Origin of the sequence: Shinella sp. CPCC 101442 (assembly GCF_024704725.1) — a bacterium.
Taxonomy (GTDB): domain Bacteria; phylum Pseudomonadota; class Alphaproteobacteria; order Rhizobiales; family Rhizobiaceae; genus Shinella.
In genome coordinates, this window is sequence record NZ_JALIQS010000002.1 from 181,807 (window position 1) to 207,249 (window position 25,443).

Consider the following 25,443-nt stretch of genomic DNA (forward strand, 5'->3'; position numbering starts at 1 on the left):
TCCCGTCCTCAGTTCGCCGTGAGCGCAACGGATTGCGCCGCTTGCAGAGCCGCGGAGTATTGATTGAGAAGCGCGTCGACCGAAGCCGCCGTCACATCGAAGACCGGCGCCGGATAGACACCGAAGAAGATCGTCAGGATCACCAGCGGATAGAGCAACGCCTTTTCACGGCCCGTTAGGTCGAGCAGCGATTTCAGGCTTTCCTTCTCGAGCGCACCGAAGATCACCCGACGGTAGAGCCAGAGCGCATAGGAGGCCGAGAGGATGACGCCGGTGGTGGCAAAGAGCGCCACCCAGGTATTGGCGCGGAAGATGCCGATCAGCGTCATGAATTCGCCGACGAAACCCGACGTGCCGGGAAGGCCGACATTTGCCATCGTGAAAATCATGAAGGCGACGGCATATTTCGGCATGTTGTTGACGAGGCCGCCATAGGCCGAGATCTCGCGGGTATGCAGCCGGTCATAGACAACGCCGACGCAGAGGAAGAGCGCGCCAGAGACGATGCCGTGCGAGAGCATCTGGAAGATGGCGCCCTGCAGACCCTGCTCATTCGCCGCGAAGATGCCCATGGTGACGTAGCCCATATGGGCGACCGACGAATAGGCGATCAGCTTCTTGATATCGTCCTGCATCAGCGCCACCAGCGAGGTATAGATGATGGCGATGACCGACAGCGCGAAGACGAAGGGCGCGAAATAGTCCGATGCGAGCGGGAACATGGCGAGCGAAAAACGGATGAAACCGTAGCCGCCAAGCTTCAGCAGCACGCCGGCCAGGATGACCGAGCCCGCCGTCGGCGCCTGGACGTGCGCGTCGGGAAGCCAGGTGTGCACCGGCCACATCGGCATCTTCACCGCGAAGGACGCGAAGAAGGCGAGCCACAGCCAGGTCTGCATATGGGCCGGGAAGTTGTAGGCGAGCAGTTCCGTGATGTCGGTCGTGCCGGCCTGCCAGTACATCGCCATGATGGCGAGCAGCATCAGCACCGAGCCGAGCAGCGTGTAGAGGAAGAACTTGTAGGATGCGTAGACGCGATCCTTGCCGCCCCACACGCCGATGATGATGAACATCGGAATGAGGCCCGCTTCGAAGAAGACGTAGAAGAGAACGATATCGAGCGAAACGAAGACGCCGACCATGAACACTTCCAGAAGCAGGAAGGCGATCATGTATTCCTTCAGGCGCTTCTCGACCGAATTCCAGCTTGCGAGCACGCAGAACGGCATCAGGAAGGTCGAGAGGATGACGAACAGCATGGAAATGCCGTCGACGCCGAGATGATAGGAAATGCCGGTGCCGAGCCATTCATGCTTTTCGAGCATCTGGAAGCCGGGGTTCGAATAGTCGAACCCGATCCAGATGAACAGCGAGAGCACGAAGGTGAAGACCGTCGTCAGCATCGCGACGTTCAGGATGTTGCGGCGGCCATACGGACTGTCCTCACGGGTCAGCAGCAGAAGCGCCACGCCGACGAGCGGGAGAAAGGTGACCGCTGAAAGAATGGGCCAATCGGTCATCAGAGGGAGCTCCCGAGCATCATCCAGGTAACGAGTGCTGCAATACCCAGCAGCATCGCGAATGCGTAGTGATAGAGGTAACCGGTCTGCAGGCGCACGACGCGATCGGTGACGTCGACGACGCGGGCCGCGATACCGTTCGGACCGAGACCGTCGATGACGGCGCCGTCACCCTTCTTCCACAGCGTCTTGCCGAGCCACATGGCGGGGCGGACGAAGAGGAAGTCGTAGAGTTCGTCGAAGTACCACTTGTTGAGCAGGAACTGGTAGAGACCACGGTGCTGCTCGGCAAGCGCCTTCGGCGTTTCCGGCGAGCGGATGTACATGTACCAGGCGGTGACGAAACCGATGGCCATGGCTGCGAACGGGCTCCACTTCACCCAGAGCGGGACGTGGTGATACTCGTTGACTAGCTCGTTTTCCGGCAGCGTGAACAGGGCACCCTGCCAGAATTCGGCATAGTGATGCCCGAAGAAATATTCGACGAAGATCACGCCCGCCACAACCGCACCGGCGGCCAGCAGATAGAGCGGGATCAACATGACGGCAGGCGATTCGTGCACATGGTGCATGACGTCGGCGGAAGCGCGCGGCTTGCCGAAGAAGGTCATGAAGGCCAGGCGCCAGGAGTAGAAGCTCGTGAAGAGCGCCGCGATGACCAGCATCACGAAGGCGAAGCCGGCGACCGGGCTATGCGACGCGAAGGTCGATTCGATGATCGCGTCCTTCGAGAAGAAGCCGGCGAATCCGATGACGGTACCCGGGATACCGACGCCGGTCAGCGCGAGCGTGCCGATCGTCATCATCCAGAAGGTCACGGGGATGTGCTTGCGCAGGCCACCCATGTAGCGCATGTCCTGCTCGCCATCGACGGCGTGGATGACCGAGCCGGCGCCTAGGAACAGCAGGGCCTTGAAGAAGGCGTGCGTGAAGAGGTGGAAGATCGCCGCGCCGTAAGCACCGATGCCGAGTGCCACGAACATGTAGCCGAGCTGCGAGCAGGTCGAGTAGGCGATGACGCGCTTGATGTCGTTCTGCACGAGGCCGACCGTCGCCGCAAAGAAGGCGGTGATGGCGCCGACGAGCGTCACGACCATCAGGGCGGTGTGCGACAGTTCGAACAGCGGCGACATGCGGGCGACGAGGAAGACGCCGGCGGTGACCATGGTCGCGGCATGGATGAGGGCCGACACCGGGGTCGGGCCTTCCATGGCGTCCGGCAGCCAGGTGTGCAGCAGGAACTGCGCCGACTTGCCCATCGCGCCCATGAAGAGCAGCAGGCAGGTGGCGGTCAGCGCATGCGACTTGTCCAGCGTCATGCCGAAGAGGTTGATGACGGGTGCAGCTGCATCCGCTGCACCTTCGGCCGGCAGGTAGGTCGCCGCGGTGGCGAAGATCGTCTCAAGGTTGATCGAGCCGAACAGCACGAACACGCTGGAAATGCCCAGAATGAAACCGAAGTCGCCGACTCGGTTGACGATGAAGGCCTTCATAGCGGCAGCGCAGGCCGACGGCTTCTTGTACCAGAAACCGATCAGCAGATAGGATGCCAGACCCACGCCTTCCCAGCCGAAGAACATCTGGAGAAGGTTGTCCGACGTCACCAGCATGAGCATGGCGAAGGTGAAGAGCGAGAGATAGGCGAAGAAGCGCGGCCGATGCGGATCGTGATGCATATAGCCGATCGAATAGACGTGCACGAGCGTCGAGACCGAGTTCACGACGACGAGCATGACGGCCGTCAGCGTATCGACGCGGAACGCCCATTCGACATCGAAGCCGCCGGACTGGATCCAGCGCAGCACGCTGACCTTGACCATCTCCGTCTCGCCCATGGCGACGTCGAAGAAGACGATCCACGACAGGACTGCCGCCAGGATCATGAAGCCGGACGTGACATATTCCGACGCCTTGGCGCCGATCGTGTTGCCGCCGATGCCGGCGATCAGGAAGCCGGTGAGCGGGAGGAAGACGATTGCCTTGATGATGGTATCCATGACCCGATCAACCCTTCATCATATTGACGTCTTCGACGGCGATCGAACCGCGGTTGCGGTAGAAGACGACGAGAATTGCAAGACCGATGGCCGCTTCCGCAGCCGCGACGGTCAGAATGAACAGCGCGAAGACCTGGCCGACGATGTCGTTCAGGAAGTGCGAGAACGCGACCATGTTGATGTTGACCGACAAGAGGATCAGCTCGATCGACATCAGGATGACGATGACGTTCTTCCGGTTCAGGAAGATACCGAAAACGCCGAGGGTGAACAGGATGGCGCTGACGGTGAGATAGTGGGAAATACCGATTTCCATTTTTCTTTATCCTTGGTCCCGCGCTGCCTCAGATGCCCTGGCCGGGCTTCACCTTGACCACCTCGACGGCGGTTTCCGGCGTACGGGCAACCTGCTGCGGGATGTTCTGGCGCTTGATATGTGGCTTGTGACGCAGCGTCAGCACGATCGCGCCGATCATGGCGACGAGCAGCACGAGGCCGGCAATCTGGAAGTAATAGACGTAGTGCGTATAGAGCACGTCGCCGAGGGCGGCGGTGTTCTGGCGCTCCGCGATCGGCGGGATCGGCATCGAGGCATTGGCGGCGATCTCCGGCGAGAGCGTCGAGCCACCGACGACGACGACCAGCTCGATCGCCAGGATGATGCCGATCAGCGCGCCGACCGGGGCGTATTCGAGCGCACCGGACCGCAATTCGGCGAAGTCGATGTCGAGCATCATGACGACGAAGAGGAAGAGAACCGCAACCGCGCCGACATAGACGACCAGCAGGATCATCGCCAGGAACTCGGCGCCCGTCAAAAGGAACAGGCCCGCCGCGTTGAAGAAGGTGAGGATAAGGAACAGCACGGAATAAACCGGGTTCCTCGACGCGATCACCATGAAGGCGGACGCCACCGCCACGAAGGCGAACAGATAGAAGAATAGAGCCTGCAGACCCATTTTGGTGCCTTTTCGTCTTCCCCGGAGAAGGTCCCCCTTCCCCGTCGAAGCCTGACGAACCGTCTCGTCAGGCACTTCACGTTCATTATGCCTTTTCGCTGCGATCAGCGGTAAGGCGAGTCCATAGCGATGTTGCGGGCGATTTCCCGTTCCCAGCGATCGCCGTTTTCGAGAAGCTTCTGCTTGTCGTAGTAGAGCTCTTCGCGCGTCTCGGTCGAGAATTCGAAATTCGGCCCCTCGACGATGGCGTCGACCGGGCACGCTTCCTGGCAGAAGCCGCAATAGATGCACTTCACCATGTCGATATCGTAACGCACCGTGCGGCGTGTGCCGTCGTTGCGGCGCGGGCCGGCTTCGATGGTGATGGCCTGGGCAGGACAGATCGCTTCGCACAGCTTGCAGGCGATGCAGCGCTCTTCACCGTTCGGGTAACGGCGCAGCGCATGCTCGCCGCGGAAGCGCGGAGAGACCGGGCCCTTTTCGAAGGGATAGTTCACCGTCGCCTTGGGGCGGAAGAAGTAGCGCATCGACAGGAAGAATGCGCCAACGAATTCCTTGAGGAACAGCGAGTTTACGGCTTGTGAGAGACCAGCCATTTCAAGCTCCAATGCTGCTGAGGGTCAGGATGGTCCTCATGCGGACCAGCCCGTGAGCTTCAGCACGAATGCAACGATGACCACCATGGCGAGCGAGATCGGAAGGAAAACCTTCCAGCCAAGACGCATGAGCTGGTCGTAGCGGTAGCGCGGCACGAAAGCCTTCACCATCGCGAACATGAAGAAGACGAAGGAGGCCTTGAGCACGAACCAGATGATGCCGGGAACCCAGTTGAGGAACCAGACGTCGACCGGAGGCAGCCAGCCGCCGAGGAAGAGAATCGTCGTCAGCGCGCACATCAGGCAGATGGCGGCATATTCGCCGAGCATGAACATCATGTACGGGGTGGAGCCGTACTCGACCATGAAGCCGGCCACCAGTTCGGATTCGGCTTCCGGAAGATCGAAGGGCGGGCGGTTCGTCTCGGCCAGCGCCGAGATGAAGAAGATGACGAACATCGGGAACAGAGACAGCCAATGCCAGTCGAGGAAGGATGGCGGCAGGCCGATGCGCGTGCCGAGGCCGTCGCTCTGCGACATCACGATATCGGTCAGGTTCAGCGAGCCGACGCAAAGCAGAACCGTGACGATGACGAAGCCGATCGACACTTCATAGGAGACCATCTGCGCGGCCGAACGCAGCGCGCCGAGGAACGGATACTTCGAGTTCGAAGCCCAGCCGCCCATGATGATGCCATAGACTTCGAGCGAGGAGATCGCGAAGATATAGAGGATGCCGACATTAATGTTGGCGATGACCCAGCCATTGTTGAGCGGCACGACCGCCCAGGTGGCGAGCGCCAGCGTCACGGAGACGAGCGGGGCCAGAAGGAAGATCACCTTGTTGGCGGTCGCCGGGATGACCGGTTCCTTGAAGACGAACTTCAAAAGGTCGGCGAAGGACTGGAACAGACCCCAGGGGCCGACGACGTTCGGGCCACGACGCAGCTGAACGGCCGCCCAGATCTTGCGGTCGGCGAGGAGCACGTAGGCGATGAAGACCAGAAGCGCGACCAGGAGCAGCAGCGACTGCGCCACCATGATCAGGCCGGGCCAAACGTAGGTCGAAATGAAAGCGTCCATAACGTCTTATTCCTTCGCGCTCATTCCGCCGCGGCTTTGAAATTGTTGCGGGCAAGCGCCGAGCACTCGGCCATGACCGCGGAGGCGCGCGCTATCGGGTTCGTCAAATAGAAGTCTTTGATCGGAGACGCAAACCCGGAATTCGCCATCGTCCCGCCTTTTTTCGCAAGTGCGGAAAGATCAGCGATTTCGCCGGCCGCGATCTCGTCGATCCGGGCGAAATGCGGGTGTGCGGCATAGAGTTTTGCGCGCAGCTGGAGAAGCGAATCGAACGGCAGCTTGCTTCCGAGCACGTCGGAGAGTGCGCGCAGGATCGCCCAGTCCTCGCGGGCGTCACCCGGCGCGAAGCCGGCGCGGTTGCCCATCTGGACGCGGCCTTCGGTGTTGACCCAGGTGCCCGACTTTTCGGTGTAGGTCGCACCCGGCAGGATGACGTCGGCGACATGCGCCGCGTTGTCGCCATGCGAGCCGATATAGACCGTGAAGGCGGATTTCTTGGCGAAATCCATCTCGTCGGCGCCGAGCAGGAACAGAACGTCCGTGCCCGAGAGCATCTCGGCGGCGTTCTTGCCACCCTCGCCCGGCACAAAGCCGAGGTCGAGACCGCCGACGCGGGACGCCGCGGTGTGCAGAACGGCAAGGCCGTTCCAGTCCGCCTTCACCGCACCGACTTTTTCTGCGAGCGCCGTGACAGCCGCGAGAACCGCCAGACCGTCAGCACGCGACAGCGCGCCCTGACCGACGATGATCATCGGACGTTCGGCCTTCTTCAGCTTGGCGGCGAACTTGACCGAACCGTCGAGGAGGCCGGAAAGCGTGTCCGTACCGGCGCCGAGATAGTCGTAGCCGTAGCGCAGCTCGGCCTGCTCGCCGATCACACCGATCGGGAAGTTGTCCATGCGCCAGCGCTTGCGGATGCGGGCATTGAGCACGGCGGCCTCGAGGCGCGGGTTGGCGCCGACGATGAGCAGCGCGTCCGCCTGCTCGATGCCTTCGATGGTCGGGTTGAACAGGTAGCTGGCGCGGCCGAAGGACGGGTCGAGAGCCGAGCCATCCTGGCGGCAGTCGATGTTCTTCGAACCGAGCGAAGCCATCAGTTCGCGCAGCGCGAACATTTCTTCGACGGAAGCGAGGTCGCCGGCAATCGCGCCGATGCGGTCGCCCGACGTGCCGGCAACGGCGGCCTTGATGGCGCCGAAGGCGTCAGCCCACGAGGCAGGCTGCAGGCGGCCGTCCTTGCGGACATAGGGGCGGTCGAGGCGCTGGGTCTTCAGGCCATCCCAGATGAAGCGGGTCTTGTCGGAGATCCACTCTTCGTTGATCTCTTCGTTGATGCGCGGCAGGATGCGCATGACTTCGCGGCCGCGCGTATCGACGCGGATGGCCGAGCCGACGGCGTCCATGACGTCGATCGATTCTGTTTTGCTCAGTTCCCACGGACGGGCCGTGAAGGCGAAGGGCTTGGAGGTCAGTGCGCCGACCGGGCAGAGGTCGACCACGTTGCCCTGAAGCTCCGAGGTCATCGCCTGTTCGAGATAGGTGGTGATCTCGGCATCCTCACCGCGGCCGATCAGGCCAAGCTCGGTGATCCCTGCCACTTCCGTCGTGAAACGAACGCAGCGCGTGCAGTGGATGCAGCGGTTCATGATCGTCTTGACGAGCGGGCCGATATACTTGTCCTCGACCGCACGCTTGTTCTCGGAGTAGCGCGAACTGTCGATGCCGAAGGCCATCGCCTGGTCCTGCAGGTCGCATTCGCCGCCCTGGTCGCAGATCGGGCAATCCAGCGGGTGGTTGATGAGCAGGAATTCCATCACGCCTTCGCGCGCCTTCTTGACCATCGGCGTGGTCGTGAAGACTTCCGGCGCTTCGCCATTCGGGCCGGGGCGCAAGTCGCGCACGCCCATGGCGCAGGAGGCCGCCGGCTTCGGCGGGCCACCCTTCACCTCGACGAGGCACATGCGGCAGTTGCCGGCAACCGACAGCCGCTCGTGGAAACAGAAGCGCGGAACCTCGGCGCCCGCCTCCTCGCACGCCTGAAGCAGCGTGAAGTGATCCGGGACTTCGATTTCTTTTCCGTCGACTTTCAGCTTTGCCATATCTCAATTCCCGCTTTGACACGAAGACCGTGTCTCGCCAGCGCCTTTTCTCCGGCGTCCGCTCAGGGCTCGCGCCCTTCCCATCCGCCTTAGTTCCTACTGCCGGTTTCGGTGGGACCTAGCCCCTGCCCTTCACCAGCGTCTTTGCCTGCTCTACCCAGCCATCGCGGGCTATGCGCCCGCTGAACCCGAGTTCGGCTTCGATCCTTGCCACATCCGAAGCCGCGAGGGCCGCGATGTCGGCGTAGCGCTTGAAGCCCATGCCGTTCAGCACCTGCTCCAGCTTCGGCCCGATGCCTGAAATCACTTTCAGGTCGTCGGTTTTTGCGGCCTTCGCCGGCGCCTTGCGCACTGGCTTGGCATCCGCGGTCTTCGGCGTCGCGTTTTTATCCCGCGCCACCTTCACCCTCTGCTCGGCAACCGGCGTTTCAGCCTTGGCCACCGGCTCATTCGGAACCACCCTAAGCTCCGGCTTCGCCTTGACGGTCTCGACCTTTGCCTCTTCGGCTTGCGCCTTTGCAGCCTGTTCAGCCGCTTCGTCCAGCGCCGCCCGGGTTTGCTCGGCCGCGCTCTGCATCACGCCCAGCATCATCGTTGCCATCTGGCCCGCAATGCTGAAACCGAGCGCGGTCGTCGCCGCGATCGCCGTCACCGGATTTGCCATCAGCGGATGCCGCGACACATCTGGCATTTGCTTCAGCCACGGCGAGAACCCGAACGGGTCTGCGCCGGAGGCTTCAGCCGGCGGGACGTTGGTCGCATTCGCATCCTGTCCTGCCGGCTTCGTCATCGTCTTACTCCGCTGCTTCCAGCACCGCGCCATGATCCATGGCGTTGGCGGTGTACTGGTCGATACGCGCCTCGATTTCGGGGCGGAAGTTGCGAATGAGGCCCTGGATCGGCCAGGCGGCCGCATCACCGAGGGCGCAGATCGTGTGTCCCTCGATCTGCTTGGTGACGTCGAACAGCATGTCGATTTCACGCTTCTGCGCATTGCCCGTGACCATGCGCTGCATGACGCGCATCATCCAGCCGGTGCCTTCGCGGCACGGCGTGCACTGGCCGCAGCTCTCATGCTTGAAGAAAGCCGAGATGCGCCAGATTGCCTTGATGATGTCGGTTGAGCGATCCATGATGATCATGCCGCCGGTGCCGAACGAGGACTTGACCTCGCGCAGGCCGTCGAAATCGAGCGTGACGTTCATCATGTCCTCGGCCTTGACGACCGGGCAGGATGCGCCGCCGGGGATGACGGCGAGCAGGTTGTCCCAGCCGCCGCGAATGCCGCCGCCGTGCTTTTCGACCATCTCCTTGAAGGAGATGCTCATGCTCTCTTCGATCGTGCAGGGCGTGTTGACGTGGCCGGACATCATGAACAGCTTGGTGCCGACATTGTTCGGGCGGCCGAACGAGGAGAACCAGCCGGCGCCACGGCGCAGGATCGTCGGCGTCACGGCGATCGATTCGACGTTGTTGACGGTCGTCGGGCAGCCATAGAGACCCATGTTCGCCGGGAACGGCGGCTTCAGGCGCGGCTGGCCCTTCTTGCCCTCAAGGCTCTCGAGCAGCGCGGTTTCTTCACCGCAGATATAGGCGCCGGCGCCGTGGTGGACATAGATGTCGATGTCGTAGCCGAGCTTGTTGTTCTTGCCGAGCAGGCCGGCGTCATAGCACTCGTCGATCGCCGCCTGCAGTGCCTCGCGCTCGCGGATGAACTCGCCGCGCACATAGATATAGGCCGCATGGGCGCCCATGGCGAAGGAGGCGATGACGCAGCCTTCGATCAGCGTATGCGGATCGTGGCGCAGAATGTCGCGGTCCTTGCAGGTGCCGGGTTCGGATTCGTCGGCATTGACGACGAGATAGTGCGGACGGCCGTCGGATTCCTTCGGCATGAAGGACCACTTGAGACCCGTCGGGAAGCCGGCACCGCCGCGGCCGCGCAGGCCCGACGCCTTGACCTCGTTGACGATCCAGTCGCGGCCCTTTTCGAGCAGCTGCTTCGTGCCATCCCAATGCCCCCGGGCCATGGCGCCTTTCAGCGACTTGTCCTTGGTGCCGTAGATATTGGTGAAGATACGATCCTGGTCCTTAAGCATGGTTCTTACCCGCCATTTTCCGTGGCATTGCCAGCGCCGAAAAAGCGCTTCGCAATGAATTGAAATGCTACGCCGCCGGCAACAGCGCTGCCCGCCGCCTTCAGCAGCAGCAGCGCGACGGCGCCCATGTCGGTCGTCTGCAGCCCGTCCTTGAACGCGGTCTGCTCACCGACTTCCACTCCCAGGACCTCGGAAGGCGCCAGGAACGTCGAATAGACAAAGTAACCGAACCCGACAAGCGCGCCTGCGAGATAGGCCGGCGACTTCAACGGATTGGTGCGGACGGCATGAAGGTCGTCCAGCGATTTGCGAAACTTGTTGGCCACCCAGTAGAAGAAAAGGCCGGCCAGCAACGAGGCGAAGACGACGGAGAACGGATCCGTCCTGCCGCTCATCACCACGTTGAAATAGGCGGCGAACAGCGCCATCCCGACGCCCACCGCCTTCGGCCAGTGCTTCTCGATCAGGACGACCGTCGGGTTGGCCTCGCGCGGCTCATCGGCACGCACCATGACCCGGCTCCGGTCGCCCGAAACCTTGTGGGGACCGTCAGCGTTCGACAAGCGTACGGACGCCGTCGGGGTTTTACCCCCAACACCGGTCTCCGTGCCCTTCTTGCCGAATGTCGCCATCGTTTTCCTGCCTTATCGCGGCTTCTTGCCGAAGACGCGGATGTATTCCGCTTCGCCACCCTTGGCGAGCGCCTTGGCCTGCTTGACCCAGTCGTCGCGCTCGATGCGGCCCTTGAAGTTCAGGTAGCCGTCGACCCATTCGCGCTCGGCCTTCTTCCACCCGGCGACTTGCGCGAAGGTGAAGATGCCGAGTTCGTGCAGGATACCACCGATCTTCGGGCCGACGCCGGAGATGAGCTCCAGGTCGTCCGGTGTTTCGGGCCGCGCGATGCCGGCTGGACGGTTCTTGTCTTCCAGCGACGGCTTGCCGACGAGTGCAGCCGGCTGCTTCGCAGCCTCATCGCCGCCTTCGGCGCGCGCGTCGCCCTTGACCTTGGTGTTCGCGGCCGCCTCCGCCTTGGCATTTGCCGGCGTCTTCAGCTTGGGATCGGTTTCCACGGCGTCGGTCGTCGGCTTGGCGGCGTTCGACGGGGGAACGATGACGCTGTCCCCGTCCACCGTCTTGGCGCGGGTCGGCGCCTTCTTGGCAGCCGGTTCCGGCTCGTTGAGGCTGGTGAGGCCACCGGCCGGCGCGGAGGTGATACGGTCGATCTGCGGACCGGGCTCGACGGTCGCGCCTTTGCCGGCATCGAAGCGGTCGATGATGTGCTCAAGCTGCGTCGGCGTCAGGTCTTCGAAGCTGTCCTTGAAGATCATGATCATCGGAGCGTTCACGCAGGCGCCCTGACACTCGACCTCTTCCCACGAGAGCGTACCGCTCTCGTTGCGATGGAAGGGCTCGGCATGGATGCGCTTCTTGCAGACGTTGATCAGGTCTTCCGCGCCGCGCAGCATGCAGGGCGTGGTGCCGCAGACCTGGATATGCGCGCGCGTACCGATCGGCAGGAGCTGAAACTGCGTGTAGAAGGTCGCGACCTCGAGCACGCGGATATAGGCCATATCCAGCATGTCGGCGACGGATTCGATGGCAGCCTTGGTGACCCAGCCGTCCTGCTCCTGAGCCCGCATCAGAAGCGGGATCACGGCCGACTGCTGACGACCCTTCGGATACTTGTTGATGGTTGCCTTCGCCCAGGCTGCGTTCTCCTTGGAAAAGGCGAAGCTGGCGGGCTGGACATTGTCATCGGCTAGTCGACGAACGGACATTCTGTAACGCCTTGTCTCAGTTGATCGACCTGCACTGCGTCGTCGTCGTGTTGACGAACTCGCAGGCATAGGCCGACTGGTCATTCTGCATGAATACGACATAACGGCTGCCATTCGGCGCCGCCGCCTTGATTTCGTAGCCTTCGCTCACGAGCTGGCCCATCGTCTTGGCAGCACTGCTCACGTCCACTTCCTGCGCGTGGGCAGCGGTGGCAGCGAGAAGAACGATGGCGGCGAAGGCGGCTTTCGGCATCAGCGGTCAACCTCGCCGAACACGATGTCGAGGGAACCGAGGATCGCCGAGACGTCGGCGAGCTGATGACCGCGACAGATGAAATCCATGGCCTGCAGGTGGGCATAACCCGGCGCGCGGATCTTGCAGCGATAGGGCTTGTTGGTGCCGTCGGCGACGACATACACGCCGAACTCGCCCTTCGGCGCTTCGACAGCCGCGTACACTTCGCCGGCCGGCACGTGGTAGCCTTCCGTGTAGAGCTTGAAATGATGGATGAGCGCTTCCATCGACCGCTTCATCTGGCCACGCTTCGGCGGAACCATCTTGCCGTCGATCGAGGAGACCGGACCGACCTTGGCGTCGCCGAGCAGGCGGTTGACGCACTGGCGCATGATCTTGGCCGATTCGCGCATCTCGATCATGCGGATGACGTAACGGTCGTAGCAGTCGCCGTTCTTGCCGATCGGGATATCGAAGTCGAGGTCGGAATAGCACTCATAGGGCTGCGAGCGGCGCAGGTCCCAGGCAGCGCCCGAACCGCGCACCATGACACCCGAAAAACCCCAGGCCCAGCAGTCTTCCAGCTTCACCACGCCGATATCGACGTTGCGCTGCTTGAAGATGCGGTTGCCGGTGAGCAGCTCGTCGATATCGTCGACGGTCTTCAGGAACGGGTCGATCCACTTGCCGATGTCTTCCACCAGCTCGTGCGGCAGGTCCTGGTGGACGCCGCCCGGACGGATATAGGCCGAGTGCATGCGCGCGCCGCAGGCCCGCTCATAGAACACCATCAGCTTTTCACGCTCCTCGAAGCCCCAGAGCGGCGGCGTCAGCGCGCCGACGTCCATGGCCTGGGTCGTGACGTTGAGGAGATGCGACAGGATGCGGCCGATTTCGGAATAGAGCACGCGGATCAGCTGGCCGCGGATCGGCACTTCCGTGCCCGTCAGCTTTTCGACGGCGAGCGCGAAGGCATGTTCCTGATTCATCGGCGCCACGTAGTCGAGGCGGTCGAAATAGGGCACGGCCTGAAGATAGGTCTTCGTCTCGATCAGCTTCTCGGTGCCGCGATGCAGCAGGCCGATATGCGGGTCGACACGCTCGACGATTTCACCATCCAGTTCCAGCACCAGACGGAGAACCCCGTGCGCCGCAGGGTGCTGCGGGCCGAAGTTGATATTGAAATTTCGAACGTTGTGCTCGTTCATGCCGCTTGCTCCAGAGGCCGGCGCCCTAGCGGGTCGCCCGACCCAAAATCAGTTCGTCTTCGCCTTCTCGTCGCCCGGCAGCACATAGTCGGTGCCTTCCCAGGGAGAGAGGAAGTCGAAGTTGCGGAATTCCTGCTTCAGTTCGACGGGCTCATACACGACGCGCTTGACCTCGTCGTCATAGCGCACTTCCACGAAGCCGGTCGTCGGAAAATCCTTGCGCAGCGGATGCCCCTCGAAACCGTAGTCGGTGAGGATGCGGCGCAGGTCCGGATGGCCGGTGAAGAGGATGCCGTACATGTCGTAGGCTTCGCGCTCGAACCAGTCGGCCCCGGGATAGACCGAGAAAGCCGAGGGAACAGGGGCATCCTCGCCGGTCGCGACCTTGATGCGGATGCGCTGGTTCTGGCGCGGCGACAGGAGGTGGTAGACCACGTCGAAGCGCTCGGCGCGAGCCGGCCAGTCGACACCGCAGATGTCGATGAAATTGATGAAGCCGCACTGCACGTCATCGCGCAGGAACGTCAGAAGATCGAGGATGCGTGCAGCATCCGTCTTCAGGGTAAGTTCGCCATAGGCGATGTCGGCGGAAGCGACGAGATGACCTGCCGCTTCGCCGATATAGGAGGAGAGCTCCTGGAGGGCTTCGCTCATGTGTAAAGTCCCCTGCCCTTAACGTTCGATCGTACCGGTCCGGCGGATCTTCTTCTGCAGCAGGAGCACACCATAGAGGAGCGCTTCCGCCGTGGGAGGACAGCCTGGTACATAGATGTCGACCGGCACCACGCGGTCACAGCCGCGCACCACCGAGTAGGAATAGTGATAGTAGCCGCCGCCATTGGCGCAGGAGCCCATCGAGATGACGTAGCGCGGTTCCGGCATCTGGTCGTAGACCTTGCGGAGTGCGGGGGCCATCTTGTTGGTCAGCGTGCCGGCGACGATCATCACGTCGGACTGGCGCGGCGAGGCGCGCGGCGCAAAGCCGAAGCGCTCGACGTCGTAGCGCGGCATCGAAAGCTGCATCATCTCGACGGCGCAGCAGGCGAGACCGAAGGTCATCCACATCAGCGAGCCGGTACGGGCCCAGGTGATGAGTTCGTCCGTCGACGTGACCAGAAAACCCTTGTCGGCGAGCTCGTTGTTGATCTCACCGAAATAGGCGTCGTTGCTGCCGATAGGCTTGCCGGTATTGGGATCGATGATCCCCTTCGGCTGCTGGGCAACGAGCGTGTCGCTTGTATGAGCTACTCCCATTCGAGCGCCCCCTTCTTCCATTCGTAGATAAAGCCGATGGTCAGGACACCGAGGAAGACCATCATAGACCAGAAGCCAAACCAGCCCAACTCACCGAAGGACACCGCCCACGGGAAGAGGAAGGCCACTTCGAGGTCGAAGATGATGAAAAGGATCGACACCAGATAAAAGCGGATGTCGAATTTCATGCGCGCATCGTCAAAAGCGTTGAAGCCGCACTCGTAAGCGGAAAGCTTTTCCGAATCGGGAGCTTTGTGCGCGACGGCAAACGGCGCAACCAGCAGGGCAATGCCGATTACAAGCGCGATACCGATGAAGATGGCGATCGGAATATAGGAACCGAGAAGTTCAGTCATTGGCGTCCATCCTGCCTGCTGGTGGCGCCGGAGAGACGCCTGTTGGTCGAAGACCTGCAAGCCGAGAAAGTATGTTGCAACGCCATGTCGTTAGCGCAGCGAGCGTGTCTGCGCAAGGCTTTGTCCGGCTTTCGCCGCAATCATTGTGTTCTTTTCCCGGCCGCCTCGAATGGCTGGCGGCGAGGCCATTTAAATCGTTACGATTTCACAAGGGCCCCTATAAGGGCCCGCATACGGGACGTTTCGCCGCAGGTGCGAACGAAAAGCCCCGTACGAGCGGCATGCCGGGCTAGTTTGCGTTGAGATTGAGCATCGGAACGGAGCCGCCGGGCAGCATGGTGCGCGGCAGCTGTCCATCCCATTTTTCAGCCTGGGTGAGCGAGACGAGACCGGGATTGTCCTTCAACGCATCGCCGCGCGCCTTGATCGCCTCGGCTTCCGCCTCGCCCCGAAGCTTGATCGCCTCCGACTCAGCCTGCGCCGCAAGGCGTACCGCATCGGCCTGCGCCTGGGCTTCCGCCCGTCGGGCGTCGGCCTGGGCGCGCGCCTGCGTCACCGTGATTTCCGCCTGCACCTTTTCACGCTCGGCATTCTGGCGCAGCCGCTGCACCTCGACTTCGGCCAGCATGCGCTGCTCGATGCTCGCCTCATAGGCTTCGGAAAAGTCGATATTCTCGATCTGCACGCTGTCGATCAGCACCGGGCCGGAAATACCCTCCTGGATCGCCGCCGCGACCTCCGAATTCAGGCGCCCGCGCTCCTGGATCGCCGTCACCGCATTGAACCGGCCGAACACCGTCTTCGTCTCCTCGAAGACCTTGCGCTCTATGAGGCGCGACATCAGGCCGTCCTCGCCGCCGTAATTGGCATAGACGGTCTCGACCCGATCGGCGGGGATTCGATAGTTCACGGAAAGACGGATATCGGCCGGCTGCTGGTCACGGCTATAGGCCTCCATCTTTTCATAGACGACGGCTTTGGACTGAACGGAGATTCGCACGACCGAATCAATCAGCGGCAGCTTGAAGCCCAATCCTGGATCCGCCGTGCCCGCGACGGCGCCATAGCGCAGAATCACGCCGCGCTCGCCCTGATCGATGGTGAACCACGAACCAAAGAGAATACTGAGCGCGATGAGCGCGGCAAAACAGGATAGAGCGATGGTGACGTAACGCATGCGAATTCCCTCTTCGGCCAGGCAAGCAATACGAAGACGGAGGAAGGGCCTTAAACATTCGGCGGGAAGCGCGAAAATCCGCGCATGAAGCGTTACATGAGGAAAAACCAGTAATCGCTTGGAGGAGAAGAAAGAATGGCGCGAGTGACGGGGCTCGAACCCGCGACCTCCGGCGTGACAGGCCGGCACTCTAACCGACTGAGCTACACCCGCGCATCTTGTTGACCTTGCGGTCCCGAATGATCGTCCGGCCTTTCGAGTGGCGCGAGTGACGGGGCTCGAACCCGCGACCTCCGGCGTGACAGGCCGGCACTCTAACCAACTGAGCTACACCCGCATCCTCGAAAGCGACCGGATGGAAACCACCCGTCCCGAGCGGCCTGAGCCGTTCGATGAGCGGCTAACTACGGGGTTCGTGTTTGGGTGTCAAGCAGGTTTCAAGACAAAAGAATGACGCGGTGCAAAATGTTTCCACACCCTTCCGCATCTCCATGGGGTCGTTCAAAAAAATGCAAAAAACTTCGCAATTGCCTCTTGCGGTTCGATCCGGTTCCGCATAGATCACAGCCACCAACGCGGCGGGCGATTAGCTCAGTTGGTAGAGCGCCTCGTTTACACCGAGGATGTCGGCGGTTCGAGTCCGTCATCGCCCACCAAGCTTTTTCTTGCAAAGCCCTGTTTTCGCAGGGCTTTTTGCTTTTCTGGGGTTTCTAAACCCTTCACCTCCCCCCTCGTGGCGCCCATTGATTTCATTGAAGAACTCGCTCCCCTCACCTTTTTAGGCGCCGGGGTGCAGCTTGGACCGGTTAGGCCACCAAGCAAGCTTCATCAGCCCTCCGGTCGGCGCCGTCATCTACTTCGGCACGTAGATGGGGTCGTGGTGATCAACCCCATCCAAGCTCGATGGCTATCCATTTTCCAACGCTCGCCGCCGACACGCCGAAAGCCGAAGCCACGAATACGATCAGTATCCGCATATCAAGGAAGCGCTCCTTCCACCGGTCGATTTCAGCGGTCGTCGTCTTCACCTGGGCGAGCTGGCTTTTCAAGTCTTCCGACTTCCTGTCAACATCATCAAGCAGGCGCTCCAGGTTCTCCAGCTTGGAGTACTACCGCTTGCGATCGGCCCGCGCCTGATCCTGATCGGCCGGAACGCGGTCCATCTTTGCATCAAGCGCGCCGAGCCGCTGATGCACGGCGGCATCGATCTCGGGCGGGCTTCAAATGACCTTATTTGAATCCTTGCTAATGCGGTGATGGGCGCGCAAGCTGATTCCTTCGGCAGCCATCTGTACGGGCGCTGCTGTTTGAGGGTTGGTTACCCTAGCCCCAAATGAGAGGAGGACTGCATGTCTTCCGATTCCCAACCTGCAATTTCCATCAGTGATATGACGACGATCCGCTCAGTCCTGTTTCGCGCAGGCTATGGCTCCGGCTCTCCCGTCAACGGAGAGTTTCGGGCGGATACCGCAACCGCGATGCTTGTCGAGAAAGTGCGTGCTGGGGAGAGTTCACCTGCCGCATTGGAACGGCACCTTTCCAACAGCTATGGGCGCCCAGACAGGGAATTGGAACTGTTCGTGCCAATCCTCCCCCGGTTCGCCATTCAAGGCTTACCGTCATGAAAACCAGGACTACAGAAACGACGCTGAATTTTGCCCATTCCTTTAAGCTGGAGTCTTTGGCCGAGCCACTGGAAGCGGGGTCTTATCGCTTGGTCAGCGACCATGAGCTGATCGAGGGCCTTAGCATTCCCGCCTACAGACGGGTCGCCACCCACCTTGAAATCCCCGCGATTTCGGTTGTCGCCGTCAAGCAACAGTATCTTCCTGTTTCGCACGAAGAGATTTATCGGGCTTTGGCATTGGATGCAGCTTCTTAAAACATCCGGCGTGCGCGGATCGAGGGAACCGCGATTTATGATCTCGATGGCCTTCTACGGCGGAAGGCGAAAAACGATGCCCGCCAGTTCTCCATTGGCAAGATTGCAATACCCGCAACTTGTCCTCAAGGCCCGATGTTCGCGCGCACCCATTCGGACAAGGTGGAATGCATTTGCAAGGTTGCCCAATCGCTGGACGGCTTGATCTCGCAAATGAAGAGCGCCTCATTGGCGCGAACTAGGGACCTGAGAATTTCGCGAACAGCCAGGGCATTGTTGGTCAAACTGCCAAACCAAAGTGACGCGGAGGGCTGCACACACTTCCATTGGCGCATTTGCTCGCCGAATGCGTCGGTTTCGTCGTTCTGATTATCGTAGCAAATCATGTAGGTACGCATTCTGCTATCCTATCTGTCGCTGATCTCAGACGATGTGTGCAAGCGAGCAGACAGTCGTCGAACACACCCCGACTTTACGCCTCGGGCTGATGGTGAACTCTCAAGCGAGGTGGCCTTGCGAAACTGTTGCCGTGGGTGGCCTTGGGAACTCCACTGCAAACCTCAATTTGAACAGAATGCTCCCCGTCGCGTCGGTGACAGCCATCATCCACTCGTTGCCAAGCCAAACGTTCATGTCATCGTCGGCAAGCATTTCCCCTGCGCCGCGAAGCGCTTCAACCCGAGCTTGATTTTCATTAGCGAGGAAAAGACCGTTAACGTCGATTGCTGCGCGCCCATCGAGTACGTGGAAGAAATATCTAGGCATAGCCTGCACTCCTTTGGGCGGGAGCGCGGAGTACTCTCTGTCTCAGCGTGCCATGGGATAGCTGACGATGCTCAAAGGTACGCCCATTCCGGCGATGTGGGAAACGAATTCGGCGTTTCCCGGTTGATTGAGGCGGTCAGCATAGGCGTCCCTGCTTCCAATCGGCCGGACCTACTTGGATATCGGTCGAAACCTCATAGACGCATGTGAGAAGCGCGTGCAGGTCCCTATTGACGGTATGAACTTCATCGAAGGTCAGGTTTCCCCTCCCTGCGCGGCCGTTGCGATTTCCTTCTGGGCAAGCATGATGGCATCTTCTGCCAGCAGCGCGCCCATTTCGACGACGTGTTTCACGTCCAGGGCGACAGACTGCCGGATTTCCTCGATTCGATGTAGGATCATCCACATCCTCACCCCTTCCCGATCAGCACCATCCCTATGCGCTTAGGCGCCTCGCTGAACGTGATGTCCAATCCCCCTCGACATAGCGCGACCAGGTGAAGACGGCGCGGCTTTCCGTGGAGGTCACCAGCAGCGCCAGCGTGAAGGTGAAGATAGAGGCGGCCTTCTGGTCTGAAAGTTTCACCTGGTCATAGAAGACATCCTTGACGCGGCGGATGTGAGCGAAATGCTCGAGCGCGATACCCTCGGCACCGTCGAGCGCCGGTTTCAGGATTGCCGCGCGTTCATCGGGTTTTGCCATGTCCCTGTCCTTCGCCCCATGCACACCGTGACAACGATGCATCCCGGAAAACAACGCCGCAAATGCGGGGTGCTTGACTTTTCCGGGGGGATGGCGAGTGCTGGCGGCATGTACAACCTCCCGCCCCCGCCCGACCGGCCACGAGCCGCCGCCCTGCCCCTCCCGGCCGGGAGCTCCGCATGAACCTTGCCGCTCGCCATCCCGGCTGCTGGTCGCGGCGCTCGCGGCGGCTGGCAATGCTCACCTTCGCGGTCATAGCGCTCGTCGCGGCGCTGGCGCGGCTTCCCGGCTGGTCGCTCGCGGATCTGCGCGCCTTCGACTATCTCTCGACGCTCGATGCACCAAGCCCGCCGCAGGACAGCCCGATCATTGTGGCAATCGACGAGCCGTCCCTTGCCGAGATCAACGCGCAGTGGCCCTGGCCGCGCGAGCTGCATGCCCGGCTGATCGAAAACCTGCGCGCGGCCGGCGCCACCGCCATCGGCCTCGACATCATCTTCGCCGAACCCTCCAACCCCGCTTCCGACGCGGCCCTGGCCAAGGCACTCGGCCCGGATGTCGTGCTGGCGGGAGACGAGAGCATGATCGTCACGCCGCAGGCCGACCAGCTGCTGCGCACCACGCCGCTTCCCGCCTTCACCGCAGCGGGCGCCGTGACGGGCATTGCCTCGATCTCGCTCGGCGGCGATGGGGTTTTCCGCGAATTGCCGCGCTACGAGGACGGCTTTGCGATGTCGCTTGCCCGCGTTGCCGGTCGCAAGACCATTTCTCCGGATGGCAAACTGCTACAATCCTTCGGCCCTGCGCGCAGCTATCCGACCGTCTCCTATTACCAGGCGCTCGATCCGGACAACATGCTGCCGAAGGATATGTTCAAAGGTCGGGTGGTGATCGTCGGCCTCAGCCTGCAAAACGCACCCGTCATCAATTCGGGGGGCGCGGATGCCTTCGCGACCTCCTATACCGTGCATACCGGCCGGCTGGTGCCGGGGGCGGAAATTCAGGCAACGATCTTCGACAACCTGACGGCGGGTGCCGCCATCCGGCAGGCCGGCGCGCCTCTCGCCCTTGGCGCCATCGCGCTCGCCGCCCTGTTGTCGGCCGTCTTCGTGCGCCGCGCGACGCGCTGGGAAACGGCCGCACTCAGCCTCTTTGCCACGCTGCTCATCGGCTTTCTCAGCTTCGTGCTGATCCGGGAAGCCAATCTTTTCGTTTCACCTGTCGGCCCCACGCTCGCACTGCTCTTCGTCGCCGTGGGCCAGACAGCCTTCGACTATGCGGAGGAGCGCCGGCGGCGGCGCGAAATCGTGCGCGCCTTCTCGCAATATCTTTCGCCGGCCCTCGTCGAGCGGCTGGCGCGCGATCCCTCGCAGCTGAAGCTCGGTGGCGAGCGGCGCACACTCTCCATTCTTTTTTGCGATGTGCGTGGCTTCACCACCATCGCCGAAGCCCTGAAGGACGATCCGGAGCAGCTGACGACGCTGATCAACCGGCTGCTGACACCGCTGTCCGACATCGTGCTGAAACATGGCGGGACGATCGACAAATATATCGGCGACTGCCTGATGGCCTTCTGGAACGCACCGCTCGACGATGGTGAGCACGCCCAGCACGCCGTCGCGGCAGCGCTCGACATGCTGGAGGCGATGACGGCACTCAACGCCGAGCTTCGCGCGGAAGCGGTGGCCGGCGGTGCGCCTTATCATGCGCTGCGCATCGGCATCGGCATCAACACGGGTGATTGCGTGGTCGGCAACATGGGCTCGTCGCAGCGCTTCGACTATTCCGTGCTCGGGGACGCGGTGAACCTCGCCTCGCGCCTTGAAGGCGCGTCGAAAGCCTATGGTGTGCCACTCCTTATCGGCGAACGCACGGCAAGCCTCGCGGCACCGCACTTTGCCGTTCTCGAACTCGACCGGATCACCGTGAAGGGACGCGCCAGCGCGGCGCCGGTCTTTACGGCTATCCGCAGCCTGCCCGAGGCGGCGAAAACCACGCATGCCCGTTTCATCGAGGATAAATATGCCGGCCACCTGACGGCGGATGACCCGGCTTTCGAGACCTTGTCCCAGGCCAGCCCGACGCTTGCCCCATACTACGAAACGATCAGGGCTGAACAGTTTGCCGGCGGCGCGTGACGTCAGGCAGACTGCTTGGGATGGTTCGGGGCGAACTCGGCAACGAGTTCGTGTTTCTCGCCGGGATAGGTCAGCCGCACATGGGTGATGTAGACGCCGCCGCTCCAGGTGCGGCGTTCGACGACGAGGCAGGGCGTGCCAGGCGCGATCGCCAGAAATTCAGCGGTTCGGGCATCGGCACCGACCGCGCGGATGCGGTGCTCGGCGGCACTCCAGGGCACGCGGCTCATCAGCCATGCGCCGGGGGAAAGATCGTCGAATGATTCGTCCACGGCTTCCGGCACCGCCGCGAGATTGATCAGACGCTCCTCCAGGCAGAACGGCTGGGCGCCTGCGAAATGAAGAACCGAAATGTCCGTCAGCCGCGCCGAATCGGCGAGTTCCATCAGGCGCCGGTCCGCCGCCTTCGCCGCACGGTCGAGACGCGTGCGCCGTTCATAGCGATAGCGCAGCCCGAGCGATTCGACTTCGAGACGGATGTCATGAATTTCCAGCACGGCGGACTGGGCGTGCGGATGTGTCACGTAGCTGCCGGATTTGCGACGGCGCTCGATGAGGCCGCGCTTGACGAGCTCGGTGATGGCCTTGTTCACCGTCATGCGCGAACATTGATACTGCTCTGTCAGTTCGTGCTCGAAGGGAATGCGGTGGCCCGGCGGCCATTCGCCCGAAAGGATCCTGCCCTCCACGTCCTCCAGGATGCGGCGGTGCAGCGAGGGCTCTTTGGCCTCGACCGCGTTTTTGTCCTCTTCGGTGGAAATGCTCGCCTCCGGCTTGCCGGGCGCGGAATCGCCCGGTGGAAAAGTCATACCGTCTTTCGAGGGAGGCTCAAGCCTCGGCAAGCGCCCGCATCGTTTCGGTGAAGCGCCGGCCGATCGCCTCACGCGCCACATGCCGGCCGCCTTCGACCTGCTTGCGGCCGCTCACCCAAACACAATCGACCTGCGCACCATTCGCAAAGATCCAGCCGTCGAGCAGCATATCCCCGGAAAGATCGAGGCCGTGGCGGGTTTTGACGCTGACGAAGTCGGCCGCATTGCCGGCCGTGATGCCCGCCACCGTGCCAAGTGCCACCGCACCACCGACAAGCGCGCCATCGAAGAGCGCGCGGCCCGTCGAGCCACCGGGCGCGGCCAGCACGTTGCGGGCGCGGTGAAGCAGGCGCTGCGAATATTCGAGCTGGCGCAACTCATCCGGCAGGCCGATCAACACGTTGGAATCCGAGCCGACGCCGTAACGGCCGCCGGCGGCGAAGAATTCCGGCGCGGGGAACGTGCCGTCGCCGAGATTGGCTTCGGTGATCGGGCAGAGGCCGGCAATGGCGCCGGTTTCCGCCATGCCGCGCGTTTCGGCTTCCGTCATGTGCGTCGCGTGGATGAAGCACCAGCGGCCATCGACCTTCTGGTTGTCGAGCAGCCATTCCACCGGGCGGCGCCCGGACCAGGCGATGCTGTCTTCCACTTCCTTCACCTGCTCGGAAATGTGGATGTGGATCGGCTTGTCCCCGGCCATCGCCACGACGGCGGAAAGCTCGTCCGGTGTCACGGCGCGCAGGCTATGCGGGGCAACGCCGGTGATGCCTGCCGGCAGCGCATCGGTCAGCGCACGGCAACGTTCCAGCAGGCGGGCATAGGAATCACGGTCGTTGATGAAGCGTCGCTGCCCCTCGCCCGGCGCGGTGCCGCCGAAGCCGGCATGGGCGTAGAAGACGGGCAGCAGCGTCAGCGCGATGCCGGTCGCCGACGCAGCGGACGCGATGCGGGTGGCCATCTCGGCGATATCGGCGTAGTGGCCGCCATCCTTGTCGTGGTGCAGATAGTGGAACTCGCCGACGCGGGTGAAGCCGGCCTCCAGCATCTCCACATAGAGCTGGCCGGCAACGGCTTCCACATCGTCCGGCGTCATGGAGAGCGCGAAGCGGTACATGACGTTGCGCCAGCTCCAGAACGAGTCGCTGCCCGGCCCGCGCATCTCCGCAAGACCCGCCATGCCGCGCTGGAAGGCGTGGCTATGCAGATTGGGCATGCCGGCGACGATCGTGTCATGGCGCTCATCGCCCGCCGCTGCGGCGGCACCGGATTCCAGCGACGTGACGCGGCCGCCCTCGACACCGATTCGCACGTCCTGCGCCCAGCCATCGGTAAGCAGCGCCTGTCTTGCATGAATGACGGTCATTGCCCGTTTCTCCCATCCCGTTTGTACCTGCCGACGCCGGCCCGGCAAATTGGCGCTTGCGTCCGTTGCGATTATGTATATACATTATATCCATCACAGGGAAGAGGCAATCACCATGACGGCAACGGAAAAGGACACAGCCCGCGTCTGGCGCAATGCACGGCTCGCGACGCTCAAGGAGAGCCTGCCCGGCCTCGGTATCGTTGAAGATGGCGCCATTGCCGTCGTTGATGGCCGCATTGCCTATGCCGGCCCTGAAGCCGATCTGCCGTCTGAATTTTCCGCTGCCGAAAGCATAGATTGCGAAGGCCGCTGGATCACGCCCGGTCTGGTCGATTGCCACACCCATCTCGTGCACGCCGGCGATCGCGCCCACGAATTCGAGCTTCGCCTTGCCGGCGCCTCCTATGAAGAGATCGCGCGGGCTGGCGGCGGTATTGTTTCGTCCGTCAAGGCGCTGCGTGCGGCAAGCGAAGACGACCTCGTGCGCCAGACCCTGCCCCGCCTCGATGCGCTGATCGCCGAGGGCGTGACGACCGTGGAGCTGAAATCCGGCTACGGCCTCGACACCGAAAACGAGATGAAGTCGCTGCGCGCCGCCCGCCGCGTCGGCGAAGAGCGTGACGTCACCGTGCGCACCACCTTCCTCGGCGCCCATGCGCTGCCGCCGGAAATGAACGGCGACAAGACCGCCTACATCGAAAAAGTTGTGAACGAGATGCTGCCGGCCATCGCGGCCGAGGGGCTTGCCGATGCCGTCGACGGGTTCTGCGAGGGCATCGCCTTTTCTACCGACGAGATGGCAAGGGTCTTTGACGCCGCCAAGGCGCATGGCCTGCCAGTGAAGCTTCATGCCGACCAGCTTTCCAATCTGCACGGCGCAGCACTTGCCGCCTCTTATGGCGCACTGTCGGCCGACCACCTCGAATATACCGACGATGCAGGCGCGGCCGCCATGGCCAAGGCCGGCACCGTCGCCGTCATCCTGCCAGGCGCCTTCTATTTCATCCGCGAGACGAAAAAGCCGCCGGTCGAACTCTTCCGCAAGCACGGCGTGAAAATGGCCGTTGCTACGGATAGCAATCCCGGCACCTCGCCGCTCACCTCTCTGCTTCTGACCATGAACATGGCTGCAACCCTCTTCGGCATGACCGTCGAGGAATGCATTGCGGGCACGACGCGCGAGGCTGCGCGCGCGCTGGGCCTGGTCGATGAAGTGGGGACGCTCGAAGCCGGAAAATGGGCCGATTTCGTCCTCTGGGACATCGGCCGGCCGGCGGAACTGGTCTATCGCATGGGCTTCAACCCCATGTTTGCCCGTATCCGCAGCGGACACTGAACACGTCCCGCCGCAAAGCCACGACGCGCTTTGCCGGATGTGCTCGAATTCGATCTTTGCGCAGCCGCGTGCTGCATCGG

Annotated in this window: 27 protein-coding genes, 3 tRNA genes and 1 pseudogene; 5 read left to right on the forward strand and 26 right to left on the reverse strand. The window is 62.2% G+C overall.

Annotated features, from left to right (window positions below):
• Positions 1 to 8 precede the first annotated feature (8 nt).
• From MUO32_RS06090 to MUO32_RS06180, 19 genes are all read right to left on the reverse strand, one after another.
• Complete coding sequence (locus tag MUO32_RS06090) at positions 9 to 1,520, reverse strand: NADH-quinone oxidoreductase subunit M (RefSeq protein WP_257947341.1); 1,512 nt, start codon at positions 1,518 to 1,520, stop codon at positions 9 to 11.
• Entirely contained in the window at positions 1,520 to 3,517 is a 1,998-nt protein-coding gene (gene nuoL, locus MUO32_RS06095; RefSeq protein ID WP_257947342.1) for an NADH-quinone oxidoreductase subunit L, read from the reverse strand. The genes MUO32_RS06090 and nuoL overlap by 1 nt, the downstream gene beginning before the upstream one ends.
• A 7-nt stretch (positions 3,518 to 3,524) precedes the next feature.
• Positions 3,525 to 3,833, reverse strand: a complete 309-nt coding sequence (nuoK, locus tag MUO32_RS06100) for an NADH-quinone oxidoreductase subunit NuoK (protein WP_024270868.1) — start codon at positions 3,831 to 3,833, stop codon at positions 3,525 to 3,527.
• A 28-nt stretch (positions 3,834 to 3,861) separates the two neighbouring features.
• On the reverse strand, positions 3,862 to 4,476 hold the full coding sequence (locus tag MUO32_RS06105) for an NADH-quinone oxidoreductase subunit J (protein ID WP_257947343.1): 615 nt from the start codon (positions 4,474 to 4,476) through the stop codon (positions 3,862 to 3,864).
• A gap of 104 nt (positions 4,477 to 4,580) precedes the next feature.
• Positions 4,581 to 5,072, reverse strand: coding sequence for an NADH-quinone oxidoreductase subunit NuoI (gene nuoI / locus MUO32_RS06110; protein ID WP_257947344.1), 492 nt, complete (start codon positions 5,070 to 5,072; stop codon positions 4,581 to 4,583).
• Positions 5,073 to 5,108: 36 nt separating this feature from the next.
• Positions 5,109 to 6,155 carry an NADH-quinone oxidoreductase subunit NuoH gene (gene nuoH / locus MUO32_RS06115; RefSeq protein ID WP_257947345.1) on the reverse strand — a complete coding sequence of 349 codons (1,047 nt, stop codon included), beginning with the start codon at positions 6,153 to 6,155 and terminating at the stop codon, positions 5,109 to 5,111.
• Between the two features lie 20 nt (positions 6,156 to 6,175).
• Positions 6,176 to 8,254, reverse strand: coding sequence for an NADH-quinone oxidoreductase subunit NuoG (nuoG, locus tag MUO32_RS06120; RefSeq protein WP_257947346.1), 2,079 nt, complete (start codon positions 8,252 to 8,254; stop codon positions 6,176 to 6,178).
• A 118-nt stretch (positions 8,255 to 8,372) separates the two neighbouring features.
• A complete protein-coding gene (locus MUO32_RS06125; RefSeq protein WP_257947347.1) occupies positions 8,373 to 9,044 on the reverse strand; it encodes an NADH:ubiquinone oxidoreductase in 672 nt (223 codons plus the stop codon).
• A 4-nt stretch (positions 9,045 to 9,048) separates the two neighbouring features.
• Entirely contained in the window at positions 9,049 to 10,353 is a 1,305-nt protein-coding gene (gene nuoF, locus MUO32_RS06130; protein WP_257947348.1) for an NADH-quinone oxidoreductase subunit NuoF, read from the reverse strand.
• A gap of 5 nt (positions 10,354 to 10,358) precedes the next feature.
• Positions 10,359 to 10,985 carry a hypothetical protein gene (locus MUO32_RS06135; RefSeq protein ID WP_257947349.1) on the reverse strand — a complete coding sequence of 209 codons (627 nt, stop codon included), beginning with the start codon at positions 10,983 to 10,985 and terminating at the stop codon, positions 10,359 to 10,361.
• A gap of 12 nt (positions 10,986 to 10,997) precedes the next feature.
• The gene (locus MUO32_RS06140; RefSeq protein ID WP_257947350.1) at positions 10,998 to 12,131 is read right to left on the reverse strand and encodes an NADH-quinone oxidoreductase subunit E; all 1,134 of its coding nucleotides are present in this window, start codon (positions 12,129 to 12,131) and stop codon (positions 10,998 to 11,000) included.
• Between the two features lie 16 nt (positions 12,132 to 12,147).
• Positions 12,148 to 12,384 (reverse strand): hypothetical protein, encoded by a 237-nt coding sequence (locus MUO32_RS06145; RefSeq protein ID WP_257947351.1) that lies wholly within the window; start codon positions 12,382 to 12,384, stop codon positions 12,148 to 12,150.
• Positions 12,384 to 13,574, reverse strand: a complete 1,191-nt coding sequence (locus MUO32_RS06150) for an NADH-quinone oxidoreductase subunit D (protein ID WP_257947352.1) — start codon at positions 13,572 to 13,574, stop codon at positions 12,384 to 12,386. The genes MUO32_RS06145 and MUO32_RS06150 overlap by 1 nt, the downstream gene beginning before the upstream one ends.
• Positions 13,575 to 13,622: 48 nt before the next feature.
• Positions 13,623 to 14,228, reverse strand: a complete 606-nt coding sequence (locus MUO32_RS06155) for an NADH-quinone oxidoreductase subunit C (protein WP_257947353.1) — start codon at positions 14,226 to 14,228, stop codon at positions 13,623 to 13,625.
• 18 nt (positions 14,229 to 14,246) lie between these two features.
• Positions 14,247 to 14,828: an NADH-quinone oxidoreductase subunit B family protein gene (locus MUO32_RS06160; protein WP_257947354.1), complete on the reverse strand. Its 582-nt coding sequence runs from the start codon at positions 14,826 to 14,828 to the stop codon at positions 14,247 to 14,249.
• Entirely contained in the window at positions 14,819 to 15,184 is a 366-nt protein-coding gene (locus MUO32_RS06165; protein ID WP_257947355.1) for an NADH-quinone oxidoreductase subunit A, read from the reverse strand. Before MUO32_RS06165 ends, MUO32_RS06160 begins: the two co-directional genes overlap by 10 nt.
• A 289-nt stretch (positions 15,185 to 15,473) precedes the next feature.
• Positions 15,474 to 16,361: a prohibitin family protein gene (locus tag MUO32_RS06170; protein ID WP_257947356.1), complete on the reverse strand. Its 888-nt coding sequence runs from the start codon at positions 16,359 to 16,361 to the stop codon at positions 15,474 to 15,476.
• Positions 16,362 to 16,497: 136 nt separating this feature from the next.
• A tRNA-Asp gene (locus MUO32_RS06175) sits at positions 16,498 to 16,574 on the reverse strand.
• Between the two features lie 47 nt (positions 16,575 to 16,621).
• Positions 16,622 to 16,698 (reverse strand) — tRNA-Asp (locus MUO32_RS06180).
• Between the two features lie 243 nt (positions 16,699 to 16,941).
• Here MUO32_RS06180 and MUO32_RS06185 point away from each other — a divergent pair.
• A tRNA-Val gene (locus tag MUO32_RS06185) sits at positions 16,942 to 17,017 on the forward strand.
• Positions 17,018 to 17,245: 228 nt separating this feature from the next.
• On the opposite strand, the gene MUO32_RS06190 is transcribed toward MUO32_RS06185, so the two are convergent.
• Entirely contained in the window at positions 17,246 to 17,410 is a 165-nt protein-coding gene (locus MUO32_RS06190) for a hypothetical protein (protein ID WP_257947357.1), read from the reverse strand.
• A gap of 300 nt (positions 17,411 to 17,710) precedes the next feature.
• Here MUO32_RS06190 and MUO32_RS06195 point away from each other — a divergent pair, with 300 nt between their 5' ends.
• Together MUO32_RS06195 and MUO32_RS06200 are read left to right on the forward strand one after the other, a co-directional pair.
• Complete coding sequence (locus tag MUO32_RS06195) at positions 17,711 to 17,986, forward strand: hypothetical protein (RefSeq protein ID WP_257947358.1); 276 nt, start codon at positions 17,711 to 17,713, stop codon at positions 17,984 to 17,986.
• Entirely contained in the window at positions 17,983 to 18,243 is a 261-nt protein-coding gene (locus MUO32_RS06200; RefSeq protein ID WP_257947359.1) for a hypothetical protein, read from the forward strand. Before MUO32_RS06195 ends, MUO32_RS06200 begins: the two co-directional genes overlap by 4 nt.
• A 125-nt stretch (positions 18,244 to 18,368) precedes the next feature.
• Here the strand turns inward: MUO32_RS06200 and MUO32_RS06205 are convergent, their stop codons facing one another.
• The 4 genes and pseudogenes from MUO32_RS06205 to MUO32_RS06220 all read right to left on the reverse strand — a co-directional run.
• Positions 18,369 to 18,641 (reverse strand): hypothetical protein, encoded by a 273-nt coding sequence (locus MUO32_RS06205; RefSeq protein ID WP_257947360.1) that lies wholly within the window; start codon positions 18,639 to 18,641, stop codon positions 18,369 to 18,371.
• Between the two features lie 100 nt (positions 18,642 to 18,741).
• A complete protein-coding gene (locus MUO32_RS06210) occupies positions 18,742 to 19,008 on the reverse strand; it encodes a hypothetical protein (RefSeq protein WP_257947361.1) in 267 nt (88 codons plus the stop codon).
• A 255-nt stretch (positions 19,009 to 19,263) separates the two neighbouring features.
• Entirely contained in the window at positions 19,264 to 19,410 is a 147-nt protein-coding gene (locus MUO32_RS06215) for a hypothetical protein (RefSeq protein ID WP_257947362.1), read from the reverse strand.
• A gap of 73 nt (positions 19,411 to 19,483) precedes the next feature.
• Positions 19,484 to 19,711 (reverse strand): annotated as a pseudogene (locus MUO32_RS06220) (hypothetical protein); the annotation flags it as partial.
• Positions 19,712 to 19,890: 179 nt separating this feature from the next.
• Between MUO32_RS06220 and MUO32_RS06225 the strand changes: the two are divergent.
• On the forward strand, positions 19,891 to 21,849 hold the full coding sequence (locus MUO32_RS06225) for a CHASE2 domain-containing protein (RefSeq protein WP_257947363.1): 1,959 nt from the start codon (positions 19,891 to 19,893) through the stop codon (positions 21,847 to 21,849).
• Between the two features lie 2 nt (positions 21,850 to 21,851).
• On the opposite strand, the gene hutC is transcribed toward MUO32_RS06225, so the two are convergent.
• Together hutC and MUO32_RS06235 are read right to left on the reverse strand one after the other, a co-directional pair.
• Positions 21,852 to 22,658: a histidine utilization repressor gene (gene hutC / locus MUO32_RS06230; RefSeq protein WP_257947364.1), complete on the reverse strand. Its 807-nt coding sequence runs from the start codon at positions 22,656 to 22,658 to the stop codon at positions 21,852 to 21,854.
• 19 nt (positions 22,659 to 22,677) lie between these two features.
• A complete protein-coding gene (locus tag MUO32_RS06235; protein WP_257947365.1) occupies positions 22,678 to 24,024 on the reverse strand; it encodes a formimidoylglutamate deiminase in 1,347 nt (448 codons plus the stop codon).
• Between the two features lie 115 nt (positions 24,025 to 24,139).
• Between MUO32_RS06235 and hutI the strand changes: the two genes are divergently transcribed.
• On the forward strand, positions 24,140 to 25,363 hold the full coding sequence (gene hutI, locus MUO32_RS06240) for an imidazolonepropionase (protein WP_257947366.1): 1,224 nt from the start codon (positions 24,140 to 24,142) through the stop codon (positions 25,361 to 25,363).
• The last annotated feature ends 80 nt before the right edge of the window (positions 25,364 to 25,443 follow it).